The organism is Pseudomonas sp. W22_MBD1_FP4, assembly GCF_052113765.1.
GTDB lineage: Bacteria > Pseudomonadota > Gammaproteobacteria > Pseudomonadales > Pseudomonadaceae > Aquipseudomonas > Aquipseudomonas sivasensis.
This window is the reverse complement of the sequence record NZ_JBGQOI010000018.1, coordinates 63,895-76,349: the sequence shown is the minus strand read 5'-3', so window position 1 is coordinate 76,349 and position 12,455 is coordinate 63,895. Positions and strand designations below refer to the sequence as shown.

Below are 12,455 nucleotides of genomic sequence, written 5' to 3'. Positions count from 1 at the left end.
GGGCTACCGACATGAACTTAAATCTCTTCTCGATCATCGCCGCTTCCGCCGTTTCCGCCACCGTTGCCTTGCCTGCCGCCGCCAGCGTGGAAGTCAGCGGCAAACAGTCCGGCACCACCGCGTACACCCAGAAATACCTGCAACAAAGTGCCAACTTCTATGCGGTGCTGGATCACAAAACCCAGCACTGAGCGACAGGTGCGTGAGATCTGATGTGGTAGGGCTCAGGATTTGGCCATCACCGCGATAAACAACGGTGATTCCAGAAAGCGTTGCAGCCAGGCCTGAAGCCGGTGATACGGCGTCCCCGCAAACCATTCCCGATCCACATGGGCAAACTGGCGCACAAACGGCGCCAGTGCCACATCGGCAAGGCTCAGGTGATCGGCCAGCAAGTAATCTCGCTGCGCCAGCAATCCTTCCAGCTTTTGCAAGAACATCTCACCCTCGGCCCGATAATGTTCCATCGGCTGCTCGGGGTAGCGTTCGGGGTACTTGTATCGATTCAAGTGCTGTTTGAACCCCAGATCATTCTCGGCGATCAGTGCCAGCGTGGCCGGGTTGCCCTGTAGCAACCAATCGTCAGGATCGTGCTGCGCCAGGGCCCATTGCATGATCGCCAGGCTCTCGTCGATGACCACGCCATCCACCACCAGCACCGGCACCGTACCCTTGGGCGACAGCGCCAGCATCTCGGCCGGCTTGGCCTTGAGGCTCACCTCGACAATACGCATCGACACCCCCGAGTAGCGCAGCGCCAGACGAGCGCGCATGGCGTACGGGCAGCGCCGAAACGAATACAGCAACACTTCGCTCACTTGACCTCCAGCGTGCTCAAACCATTGCCCTGGCGCATGACCTGGATCTGCACCGGGATGCGCTCGTGCATTTCCTGTACGTGGGAAATCACCGCCACCTTGCGACCTTGGGCCTGCAAACCGTCCAGTGCATCCATCGCCAATTGCAATGACTCGGGGTCCAGGCTGCCGAAACCTTCGTCGATAAACAGCGACTCGATCTTCAATGTGCTCGACGCCATCGATGCCAGGCCCAGGGCCAATGCCAGCGACACCAGGAACGTCTCGCCGCCGGACAACGAGTGCACCGAGCGAAGTTCATCACCCATTTCCGTGTCCATCACCAGCAACCCCAACATGCTGCCGCCGCGCTTGAGGCGATAGCGGCGCACCAGTTGGCGCAATTGCACGTTGGCGTGATGCACCAGCAGGTCGAGGTTGTAAGCCTGGGCGAGCTTGCGGAATTTGTCGCCGCTGGCCGAGCCGATCAGCGATTCGAGACGTGCCCAACGCTGCCATTCCTCATAGGCGTTGGCGGTGGTCAGCGCCAGCGCCGCGTTGGCTTCTTGGCGCCGCTGGTCTTCGGACTGGCGCGCGCGTAATTCAGCGACCTGTTTTTCGCCCTCGGCCAATTGCTGGTTGAGGGCGGCGAGGGTGCTGTCCAGTTGTTCGGCGTCGAGGTTGCCGTTGTGCAGGGCCTGGTGCTCGGCAAGGCGTTGTTCGCGCTCCAGCAGCAACACCTTGGCTTGTTCGACGGCCTTTTCGCTGGCCTGCAGATGCTGGCGCAGGGCGTTGACCTGAGCGTCGTCGAAGGCCAGCAGGCGGGTGAGGCCAGTGTCGTCGAGTTCCGGGTGCTGGGCACGCCATTCGCTGATGCGCTTGGCAAGGGCCTGCTGTTCCGCCTGCAACGCCTGTTGGCGCTCCTGCTTGGCCTTGAGGTCCGCCGCCAGTTGCACCAGCGCATTGCGGGTTTCCTGCAGTTGTTGGCTGGCGTCGGTTTCGCTCGCGCGCGACTGCGCCACTGCGTGGTCCAGTTGCTGCTGCCAGTGCTCGGCGCTGGGGTTTGTGCCAAGCAGTGCGGTGAGGTTTTCCTGAGCGGTCTGTTGCTGAGTGGTCACATCCGTCAGGTGTTGTTGAGCGGCTTCCAGCTGTTGTTGCCGATGCTGTTGACGGTCCTGCTCTTTTTCAATGGCTTGCTGACGTTGCTGCTGTTCGGCCAGCTCATCGCGTTGGTGTGCCAGTTGTTCCAGGCGCTGGCTGACCTGCTGATCCAACAGCAGGAAGGTCGCCGTCGGTTCATGGCGCAGGCCATCCAGGATGTCGGCAGGCAACAGGCTGGCAAAAGTCGCGAACTCTTCATCGAGGCGCTTGCGGTCGGCCGACAACTCACGTTGCTGCGTCGCCAGCAATTGGGTGGCCTGCTGGCTCGCTTCCTGGGCAGCTTGAAGTTGCTGCTGCAAACGGCCGGCGTTCTGCTGCAGGCTAAGCAGCGCGCCCTGGCGTTGTTCGTCCTGCGCGATGCTTTGGGTGAGTTGGCTGAGTTGCTGGGTCAACCAGCCGCTGCGCTGGGCGGTGGTTTGATTGAGCAGTGAAGCGCCCAGTGCATGGGCTTGCAGATTGGAATTCGACGTTCGCTGGCGCGTGGCCAAGTCTTCCTGCTGGCTCAGGAATTCCTTGATTTGCCCATTGACCCCACCCAATTCGCCGCGCAACTCAACCAGTGTTTGATTGAGTGCATCGACCGCCTTTTGCGCGTTTTCCTGCTCGCTCTCATCATGCCGTCCAAGGCTTTGCAGCAAGGCTTCCGGACGGTGATAAGGGTGTTCGTGGCTGCCGCAGACCGGGCAGGGCTGATCGTCCTGAAGTTTGGCGCGCAATTCCTCAACGCTTTCACTGCGTGCAGTACGTTGACGTTCCAGCAGTTGCTTGGTGATGGTCAGCGTATGTTCGGCAGTGGTCAGTTGCGTCTTGGCTTGCTGGCCCAATTGAATCAGGTTTTCCCGTTGCTGCTGGGCATCGGCGAGCCTCTGCGTCAGATGGGCGGCCTGTTGATCCAACTGCTGTTCGTTGTCCCACAGCCGTGCCAGGTCTTCGAAGGCGCGCTGTTGTTTGCGGTTGTCTTGCAGCAGGCTGGCGAGCAATTGAATCTGCTCGGCCACGGCGTGAGGTTCTGCGCCGGCTTCCTGATACAACAGGTTCAGCGCTTCACGCTCCTCGGCATAGTGTTCGGCGGCCGCAGTGGCGCGCTGTTCGAGCAAGGGCAGCTCGGTGCTGCCTTTGTTGAGTCGGCTACCGGTTTGCATCAACTGTTGCAGGCTTGGGCGATAACCCTCCCACGCGGCGCTCAAAGGCGCCAGGGCGACACTGCTCTCCAGCTCGGCCTGCAATTGCTGAAGCCGTTTGACCGCCTGTTGGTGCCTTTCATGCAAGTGAGCCAGTGCAGACTGGCCTTCAGCACAGGCATTTTCTTTGAGCTGTTTGTCCTCGATGCGCTTGCCGAGCTCGTTGGTCACGTGGGTCAACGTTGTCTGTTCAGCGAAGGCGCGCTGCAGTAAAGGTCCCGCGTCGCCCTGTTGCTTGATAGCCTCGACCAGTGCCGTTTGCGCGGTCGCTTGCTGTTGCTGGGCGTGCTCTTGGCGTGCGTGCAACGCGATTTGTTGTTCGGTGTGCAGCTGAATCTGCGCTGCCAGTGGCGTCAACAATGCGCCGAGTTCGGCCAGGCGCGCGAAGTGGTGACGTTGCGGGGCGAATTGGTCGAGGTGGCTCAGGTCCTGGCGGTGTGGGTCCTGGCTGGCCCAATCGGTTTGTGCTCGTTGTAGATCTTGGGCGGCGCTGAGTTGCCGATCCTGCCACTCACGCAACTCCTTAAGCCAGGTGTGCTGCAACTCCAGTTGCTTGAGCTGGGCCTGCTGGGCCTTGAGGTGTTGCTGGGCGTCGGTCAGTTGCTGATCCAGTTCGGCGCGCGCTTCAGCGGCCAGGGGCACCACTCCGGTGGCCTGGTCCTGCAACTGTTTGTGCGCGTCCTTGGCCTCCTTGGCCTTGTCGAAGGCGCGACGGCCGAGTTGGGTGTACAGCGCGGTATCGGTGAGCTTTTCCAGCAGTTCGCTGCGCTCGTTGTCGTTGGCCTTGAGAAACGCGCTGAACTCACTTTGCGCCAGCAGCACGGCGCGGGTGAACTGCTCGAAATTCAGGCCCAGGGCCAGTTCCAGCTGGGTCTTGTATTCGGTTTTCTGGCTGGCCAGCAGTTGGTCGCTGTCCAGGTCAATCAGGCTTTGACGGCTGTTTTGCAGTTTGCCACTGGCTTTGTCGCGGGCACGATTGGCTTCCCAGCGCGCGCGATAGCGACGGCCGCTGACACCGACAAAATCCACTTCGGCATAACCTCCGCCGGTGCCGCGACGGATCAGGGTGCGCGGGTCGCCGATGGAAATATCGCTGTCGGCATCCGGCATTTTCGCCTGGCCGGTATCGCCCAGCCGTGGCACGGCGCCGAATAGCGCCAGGCACAGCGCATCGAGCAGGGTACTTTTACCGGCGCCGGTGGGCCCGGTGATTGCGAACAAGCCCGCGCTGGCCAGGGGCTCGGCGGTAAAGTCGATCTCGAAGGGGCCGGCCAGGGAGGCGAGGTTCTTCAGGCGGATGGCGAGAATTTTCATGGCTGTTCCTCCTGCTGTTGCACTTCCTGGAGCAGCACGGCGAAGTCCTTTAAGGTCTGTTCATCCACTTCGCTGCCGTAGCTGTCCTGCCAGGCGCGGCTGAACAGCTCTTGCGGCGTGAGTTGGTCGAGTTCGATCAAGCGTTCTTCGTCAGTGGCATCGCTGCCGCGTTTGCCTGCGTATTCGGCGGCGATGCGTACCAGGCGCACGGCCTTGCCTTGCAGGGCGCTTTCGATTTGCTGGCGCAGGTCAGGCTGCGGCTCGTCAAGGCGCACACGTACTTCGAGCCAGGGGTGGCGCTGGGTTTCTGCGAGCAGGTCGACATCGGGCAAGTCCGCCAACGCTTTGAGGATGTCGGCCAGGGGCGCGGCCTCCAGCCGTTGCAGGTTGACCGAGCGCGGGATCAGGAGCGGTTCGACGCTGACCAGTCGTTCGCCCTGGAACGTCACGTCGAGAATCTGGTGTTTGTAGCCGATCTCGGAAAACGACAGCGGGATCGGCGAGCCACTGTACCGAATGCGTTCTTCGCCGTTCACCTTTTGCGGCTTGTGCAAGTGGCCGAGGGCAACATAGCCGACACTTTTGTCGAACAGGTTGGCGGGCAGCGCCTCGGCATTGCCGATGATCAGGCTGCGCTCGGAGTCTTCCGACACTGAACCACCGGCCATATGGGCGTGGCTGATGGCAATCAGCGCCTGGCCTCTTTTGCGTTTGGCGTTGGCGGCGGCGATCAACCATTCATGTACCTGGCCGATACCGCGCAGGTAGTCGTCACCCAGGTGCGCGCCGGTCACTTCCGCCGGGCGCAAGAAGGGCAATGCCAGGCACCACGCGGCGATCTTGCCTTTGGCATCCGGCAGTGGAATCAGCAGGCGTTCGGCGTCCAATTGGCCGTCATCGAGCCACAGCACGCGCCCGAGAGCATGGGCGCGCAAACGGCGCATCAACGGTGCAGGCAACTCGATGCGCGAACCGGAATCGTGGTTGCCGGCGATCATCACAATGGTCAGCTTGGGGTTTTGCTCGTGGGCGCTGATGATGAAGTCATACAGCCGCTCCTGTGCCTTGAGCGGCGGGTTGACCGTGTCGAAGATATCGCCGGCGATCAGCAGCACATCGGGATGTTGGGCGCCGATCTGGCGCAGCAGCCATTCCAGGAAACAAGCGTGTTCGTAGTCGCGTTCCTGGCCGTGGAGGTTTTGGCCAAGGTGCCAGTCGGAGGTGTGGAACAAACGCAAGGCGAACTCCGTGAAAAAAATAGAGATGTGAATGGCCGCCGTATACAGAGAATGGCGGTGAAAAGGAGGGGAGTTTACCTTACAGAGCAGTGAACCTACTCAGCCAACGACGCAACTTTGTCGACTGAGTGAGGTGTCTGGCGGGGGCGGGCAGCTTGCTGGCTGGCTTACGCCGGAGTGAAGGGGGAAAACGGCAAACTTTCATTCAGGACATCCTTGCCTGTTCGCGTTCCTACAATGTATTGCGCGGGAATCGCCGTCAGGAAGGTGGCCTCCCGGGTATGTACCGGATGACAAAGCGCGATAATCGTTGCCGTCTCATAGGTGTTGCCGTTGTGAATGATGCAGTATTTGCGGGTGGTACCGACGTTCGACAACGGTATCTGTCGTTCTCGATCGCCCTTGTTGGTCAGTTCCCACGCCATCAGCTCACGGTCGGGGATTGAAATCTTGTAGAAATAGCTTTTCGCGAATGCGCCCTCCTGCGTTTGAGCGGTGGCCACCAGCCCGCCAGGGGTTTGTTCGCGCCACGTCATGCCCACGTCATGGCATGAAAGACGCATGTTTCCTTTCATGAATTGTTGAGCGAGATATAGACGTGCCTGGTTGCCGTTCATGGTCGGGATAGGCGGTTTTGCGGTGAACCCTTGTTTACGAATCACGCTGTCCGCTGGGTTGCGGTCGTCACCTCGGTAAAAGTCCATCCAATAAATCCTCTGATTTCAAGCGCACGGCAGGTATTGCCGACCGCTGCAGAAGTTTGACTGGCGGGGAGGTATTTGCTGAATCGGACTAATCTGCTGGTTCAGAAAGCGTCAACTCCCGTGTAGGAAATTGACTGGCGTGCGGGCTCTCAATCGCGAGGGTTTTTTGCTGGGCAATGGGCTACTTGGGATAGAGCGGCGGCAGGCTGGTGGTATCGGTCGTTGAGTCCAGCTCGCGTTCGGCGATTGGGATGGCTTTTATCGCGCGCCATAGGTCTTCGCCCAGCCAGTATTGGCCGCTCTCGCTGTACAGCGCGCCGTTGAGCCCATCCAACGCGTCCGACAACGGCACAAAGCGCGCCGCCATGTCGGCCAGGGTTTCCGGTTGTTGGCGTGCCCAGGCGTCGAGCGCCTGGCGGGTGGCCTGGGGGTCGTTGGCCTGGGTCGCGCGTTTGAGGTCGTCGAGCAAGGTGCGCGGGCTCGGGCCGGTTTGTGCGGCGCGCAGTACCGCCGGTTGCCGGCGCGCACGCCACCACAGGCCGAAGCCCAGCAGCGTGGTGCAGGCCAGGATCAGCGTACTCAGTTGCCACAGCCACAAACGGCTGTCGTCCGGCGCGGTGATGATGGTCGGCGTGGCGGGGGTGTCCACCACCAGGCTGGGGTTGTTGGCCACTTGCAGCGTGCGGGCGGGCAGGCTGGTGCGTTCGAGGTGGTCTTCGTGGGTGTTCCACCACACCACTTCCACGGACGGCAGTTCCAGCGGGCCGACCCGGTTGGGCACCAGGGCTTCGCGGTCTTCGCGGCTGCCGATCAGGCCACGGTCGCTGGTCTGGTTGCCGAGCACCGGTTGGTCGGGATAGCGGCGCAGGCCATTGATGTCGGTGCTGGGCAAGGCTGGCAGTTGGGCACTGGACAGGCCCTCGGCCTTGACCGTGAGGCTGCGGGTCAAGGAGTCGCCGACTTGCACATGTTCAGGTTCTGGGTTCCAGGCCTCAGTCAGCGTCAGGCTGCGCGCCGGCAACCAGGGCGTGTCGGCGGGATACAACTCGGGCTTGGGTTTGACCTGCAACGTCAGCGGCGCCGAGCTCACGTGGATCAGCTTGCCGGGCTTGGTGCCCTGAAGGGTGTTTTCCTGAGGCGGGCGCGATTCCACCAGCGTGGCGCTGAAGGTCTGCGTCGGCAGTTCCAGGGCGCCGCTGTGTTGTGGGTAGATCGCATAGCGGGTTTCGATCACGCCATGGCGGATGCTGTTGATGACTTTTTCGTACGTGCGCGACTCGCCCAGTTGCTCCACGCGGGCATCCGGAATCTGCAACGGCGTGAGGCTGCTGTCGTCATACAGCGACACCGAGTGGTAAACACGTACGGTCAGCAGCGCCTGGGCCTGCACGTACACGCTGGTCTGGTCGAGGTTGGCTTCGATAAAGACGGGTGCCAATTCGGCATTGCTGTTCTGGCTGGCGGTTTCCACCACTTGCAGGCTGATGGGTTGGGTCGTGTAGTCGCCCACTTGCAAGGGGGGGATTACCACCGTGCCGTTTTCCTTGGGCAGCAGGGTAATGATCCAGCGCGTGGTGGCGTGGTTATCGCCGCCCAGGGTGGTGAGCTGGTTGAGCTGGCGGGTGCCGCTGACTTCAAACTGCGCGTCCAGGGGCGAAAGGTCGGGCTTGCCGAACTGGGTGACGTCACTCGATTCCACCGTCAGTTCCACCGTTTCCCCGGAATTGAGGCGGCTGCGGTCGACGCTGGCGACCAGGTTCGCCGCCTGGGCGTGGCCTGCCGTCAACGCGAGCAGAAGCAGAAGGGTGGTGCGGCGGCTCATCGAGTCTTGTCCTGATGTTGTTGCTGTTCGTACCAGAATTTGCGTCGCAGCAGTTCGCCGGGGTTGTCCGGGATCTCCTGCAGCCATTGTTCCAGGGCTTGGCGACGTTCACCGTCGAGGCTTGCGTCGTTAGGGCGCAGCGGCGGGGTGGTGGTTTGCTCGTCGCCCAGTTCGCTGCCCGGCACTTCGTTGCCGCCGGTTTGCGGTGTGGCGCCAGTCTGGGTATCACCGGTGCCTGCTTCGCCTTGGCCCTGGGACGACTGCTCGCCGCCAGTGGCATTCTGCCCGCTGGCGCCCGGTTGCGCAGTTTGGCCGGGTTGGGTGGATTCGTCATCCTCGTTTTTTGCCGGCTGTTCTGGCTCGGGCTTTGCCTGTTCCTGCATCAGGGATTCCACCAGAGCCTTGTTTTTCAGGGCCGGTTGCAGGTCAGGTTGGGCTTCCAGGGCTTGTTCGTAGGCGTCGATAGCCGCTTCCAGTTCGCCGGATTTGGCCAACGCGTTACCGCGATTGTAGTGAGCGTAGGCGTCATTGCCTTCGGCAAACCGCTTGATGGCTTCGGCATAGTTGCCAGCTTCGTACAGGGCAACGCCTTGCCATTGCACGTCCTGAAAGTGTTCGGCGGCTTCGGCGGGGCGTTTTTTCTTCAGCAGGTATTGGCCTTGCTGGTCGGGACGCAGCCACAAATCCTGGAGTTCAAAGGCGTAGCTGGGCTGCGGCGCTGCCATTAGCAGCAAGGGCAGGCAGAACAACCAGCCACGGCGCCCGGCGCAAGCGGCGAGCAGCAGCAACGGGAGGAGCAGCCAGTAACCCTGGTCGGCCCAGGTGTCGAGGTGCAGCAACTGGCCGTCATTGCGCAGGGCTTGCGGCGGGTCGAGTACGCCGAGCTGGCGCAGGTCTTTATCGTCGAGGCGTGCGGCACGGTAACGCCCGCCCATTTCGCTGGCGAAGGCTTTGAGCGTGGGGCTGTCGAGGCGTGGTACCAGAATCGCACCGTGTTCGTCCTTGAGAAATTCGCCGCTTTCCTGGGTGACCGGCGTGCCTTCGCGGCTGCCGATGCCGAGGATCGACAGGGGTGGCGACTGGTTACTTTGCAGCAGCAGGCGAATGCCTTGGCGCTCCTGCTTGGACAGGGATGAACCGATCAGTAGCAGGCGCCCTTGGCCGAGACCGCTGTGCTTGAGCAGGTCGAGGGCTTTCTGTACTGCCAGGTCGGCGCGGTGACCGGGTTCGGGCATGATCGAGGGGCGCAACGCTTCGAGCAGGTTGCGGCTGGTGCCCAGATCGTCCGAGAGGGGCACCAGGGTGTGTGCGCTGCCGGCATACACAACGATGGCGGTTTGCGCGTCAGTGCGCGCTTGCAACAAGTCATACAGCTTGCGGCGTGCCTGTTCCAGGCGGTTGGGCGGGCTGTCGGTGGCGAGCATTTCCGGGGTCAGTTCCAGCAGTACCACCAACGGGTCGGACGGCTTCTGACTGGTCTGTTCAACCCGTTGCCAACTGGGGCCAAGCAATGCCAGCACGGCCAACAGCCAGGCGATACCGAGCACCACCCACGGCGATTTACTTTCGCGGCCGTTGCCACCGCTGAGCAGCACGGCGTGGAAGGCCGGCGGCAGGATCATCTGCCAGCGCCCGGCGCGTTTTTGGCGGTGCCACAGTTGCCACAGCAACCAGCCGAGCAACGGCAACAGCAACAGCCACCAGGGGCGGAACCAGTGCGGCCAGAGGTCGATCATCGACGCCTCCGCAAACGCAGGCGTTTAAGGCGCTGGCGCCATTCAGGGCTTTGTTGCAGGAAGATCCCCTTGCTCGACAATTTGCTGAACCAGCGTTGCAGGGCGTTGTTCGGCCAGCGTTCCTGGATCACCAGCAACATGCTCAGGAGCAGCGCCAGGGCCAGCGGGCCGCTGTACAACGCCAGCGCCGGGCGGGCTTGGGTTGGTTGCTGTTCGACGGGCTCCAGTTGGTCGAGGGTTTCCTTGATGGTTTGCAGTTCTTCGCCGTCGCGGGCACGGAAATATTGCCCGCCGGTGGCGTTGGCAATGGCCTTAAGCGCCGGTTCGTCGAGGTCCAGGCTTGGGTTGACGCCGAGAATGCCCAGGGATCCAGTTTGCTCAGGGTCAGCGCCGATACCGATCGGGTAGATCTTCACGCCTTCTTCGGCAGCCAGGCGCGCGGCGGTCAGTGGATCGATTTGACCCGCGTTGTTGGCGCCGTCCGTGATCAGAATCAGCACACGGCTTTGCGCCGGGCGCTGGCGCAGGCGCTTGAGGGCCAGGCCAATGGCATCGCCAATGGCGGTATTTTTGCCGGCGATGCCGATGCGCGCTTCATCCAGCCAGGTGCGCACGGTGCGGCGGTCAAACGTCAGCGGCGCTTGCAGGTAGGCTTGGCTGCCGAACAGGATCAGGCCGACACGGTCGCCGTCGCGATGCTCAAGGAAGTCACCGAGGAGGTTCTTGACCAGGGTTAAGCGGCTCACGTCCTCGTCCCGCCAATGCATATCGGGGAAATCCATGGAACCGGACACGTCGACCGCCACCAGCAGGTCGCGACCACTGGCGGCAATCGGCAGTGGTTCGCCGAGCCACTCAGGACGTGCGGCGGCGGTCAACAGCAGCAGCCACAGCACCACAAAAGGGGCTTGTTGGCGCCAGCCCGGCAAGTTGACGCGGGCGCGGCGCTTGGCCAGGCCTTCGAGATCACTGAGGTAGCTGACTTTCAGTGCCGGCTCGCCGCTGTCGGCCACAGGCAGGATAAGCCGCATCAACCAGGGCAACGGCAACAGGACGAAGATCCACGGCCAGGCGAACTCAAACATGTTTGCGAATCCAGGTGTCGACGGCTTGGGTCAGGCCGGCGATGGCCTTGTCGTCGAGTTTGCATTCGGGTTTATAGGCGCCTTCCACCAGTACCATCCAGCGGGTGAGGCCGGCAGCCGGGCAGCGGTTGTCGAGGAACGCCAGCCATTTGCGCCCATTGAGGGTGTGGCTCTGGCTGTAAGGGTAGTCGTTGCGGCACAGGCGCTTGAGCAGGCCATTGAGTTGTTGCAGCCAGGCACCGGCGGGCGCGCCGTCATAGGGTTTGGGCATGAGGGCCAGTTCTGCCAGTGCGGCGATGCGCAGCGGGTCCAAGGGTTGTTCGGCGCGTGCCACGGGGCGTCGCGCAGGGAGGAAGCGGCGCAAGGACCAAAGACACCAACCCAGCAACGGGATCACCAGCAGCAACAGCCACCAACCCGGTGCAGGCGGCCAGAAGCCGATGCTTGGCGGGGCGATCAGCGGTTGCAGTTGGTCAAGGCTGCTCATTGTTTTTTGGCCGGGCGTTGCGGGTTGAGGTATTCGCGCAGTTGCTCGACCATTTCGCTCTGGGTGCTCAAGGGCATCAGCAGTATTCGCAGTTTTTGCGCGAGCAGTTCCCAGCGGGCGATGCGTGCTTCAGCTTGGGCCTTGTAGGCCTGCCGCAAGTCGTAATTCAGCGTGTCCAGTTCCAGTTGCGCCCCTCTTTGCGCAAAACGCAGCAGCCCCGCGGCGGGCAGGGCGTGGTCCAGCGGGTCGGAAATCGGCAACAGCAGCAGGTCGCAATGGCGTGACAGTAGGCTCAACTGTTGCTCGGCGCCTTCAGTGAGGGCGCGTTCATCGCAGATCACAATCACCAGGCTGCCAGGGCGCAGCACTTCGCGACCACGGCGCAGGGCCATGCCCAAGGCGTCGGCTTCGGGGCGGCTTTCGGTGTCCAGGCTCTGGTTGACGCGCACCAGGCGGTTGAGCAGTTGCAGTAGGCATTGCTTGCTGCGCCGGGGTTTGATTTCGTAGTGCTCATTGTCTCCAAACACTAGCCCGCCGACCCGGTCGTTATGCCCCAGCGCGGCCCAGCCGATCAGGCTCGCCGCCTGGGCCGCGAGCACGGATTTGAACATCTGGCCCGAGCCGAAAAACAGCCGGCAGCTTTGCTCGACCATGATAAAAATCGGTCGCTCGCGCTCTTCGTGGAACAGTTTGGTGTGCGGTTCCTGGGTGCGGGCAGTCACGCGCCAATCGATGGTGCGCACATCGTCGCCAGCCTGGTATACGCGCACCTGGTCGAAGTCGACTCCGCGCCCGCGCAGTTTGGAGTGGTGCAAGCCGATCAGCGGGCTGCGCTGGCTCGGCGTGGAAAACAGCTGCACTTCGCGCACGCGGTGGCGCATCTCAATCAACTCGCTGAGCGTGACGCGGATTCCATCGCTGGCATTCATC

At 62.2% G+C, this 12,455-nt stretch carries 10 protein-coding genes; 1 reads left to right on the top strand and 9 read right to left on the bottom strand.

Annotated features, from left to right (window positions below; genetic code table 11):
• Window positions 1-11 precede the first annotated feature (11 nt).
• Entirely contained in the window at window positions 12-191 is a 180-nt protein-coding gene (locus ACEN2T_RS21920) for a hypothetical protein (RefSeq protein ID WP_442117527.1), read from the top strand.
• 33 nt (window positions 192-224) lie between these two features.
• Here the strand turns inward: ACEN2T_RS21920 and ACEN2T_RS21915 are convergent, their stop codons facing one another.
• The 9 genes from ACEN2T_RS21915 to ACEN2T_RS21875 form a co-directional block, all read right to left on the bottom strand.
• The gene (locus ACEN2T_RS21915) at window positions 225-818 is read right to left on the bottom strand and encodes a glutathione S-transferase (RefSeq protein ID WP_442117526.1); all 594 of its coding nucleotides are present in this window, start codon (window positions 816-818) and stop codon (window positions 225-227) included.
• Complete coding sequence (locus ACEN2T_RS21910; RefSeq protein ID WP_442117525.1) at window positions 815-4,453, bottom strand: AAA family ATPase; 3,639 nt, start codon at window positions 4,451-4,453, stop codon at window positions 815-817. Before ACEN2T_RS21910 ends, ACEN2T_RS21915 begins: the two co-directional genes overlap by 4 nt.
• On the bottom strand, window positions 4,450-5,691 hold the full coding sequence (locus ACEN2T_RS21905; protein ID WP_032887216.1) for an exonuclease SbcCD subunit D C-terminal domain-containing protein: 1,242 nt from the start codon (window positions 5,689-5,691) through the stop codon (window positions 4,450-4,452). Before ACEN2T_RS21905 ends, ACEN2T_RS21910 begins: the two co-directional genes overlap by 4 nt.
• 167 nt (window positions 5,692-5,858) lie before the next feature.
• The gene (locus tag ACEN2T_RS21900; RefSeq protein ID WP_032887214.1) at window positions 5,859-6,395 is read right to left on the bottom strand and encodes a hypothetical protein; all 537 of its coding nucleotides are present in this window, start codon (window positions 6,393-6,395) and stop codon (window positions 5,859-5,861) included.
• A 181-nt stretch (window positions 6,396-6,576) separates the two neighbouring features.
• On the bottom strand, window positions 6,577-8,217 hold the full coding sequence (locus ACEN2T_RS21895; protein ID WP_032887212.1) for a BatD family protein: 1,641 nt from the start codon (window positions 8,215-8,217) through the stop codon (window positions 6,577-6,579).
• Window positions 8,214-9,953, bottom strand: coding sequence for a tetratricopeptide repeat protein (locus ACEN2T_RS21890; protein ID WP_032887211.1), 1,740 nt, complete (start codon window positions 9,951-9,953; stop codon window positions 8,214-8,216). Before ACEN2T_RS21890 ends, ACEN2T_RS21895 begins: the two co-directional genes overlap by 4 nt.
• Window positions 9,950-11,038 (bottom strand): vWA domain-containing protein, encoded by a 1,089-nt coding sequence (locus ACEN2T_RS21885; protein ID WP_032887209.1) that lies wholly within the window; start codon window positions 11,036-11,038, stop codon window positions 9,950-9,952. The genes ACEN2T_RS21890 and ACEN2T_RS21885 overlap by 4 nt, the downstream gene beginning before the upstream one ends.
• The gene (locus tag ACEN2T_RS21880; RefSeq protein ID WP_442117524.1) at window positions 11,031-11,525 is read right to left on the bottom strand and encodes a DUF4381 domain-containing protein; all 495 of its coding nucleotides are present in this window, start codon (window positions 11,523-11,525) and stop codon (window positions 11,031-11,033) included. Before ACEN2T_RS21880 ends, ACEN2T_RS21885 begins: the two co-directional genes overlap by 8 nt.
• Window positions 11,522-12,454, bottom strand: a complete 933-nt coding sequence (locus ACEN2T_RS21875) for a DUF58 domain-containing protein (protein WP_442117523.1) — start codon at window positions 12,452-12,454, stop codon at window positions 11,522-11,524. Before ACEN2T_RS21875 ends, ACEN2T_RS21880 begins: the two co-directional genes overlap by 4 nt.
• Between the last annotated feature and the right edge of the window lies 1 nt (window position 12,455).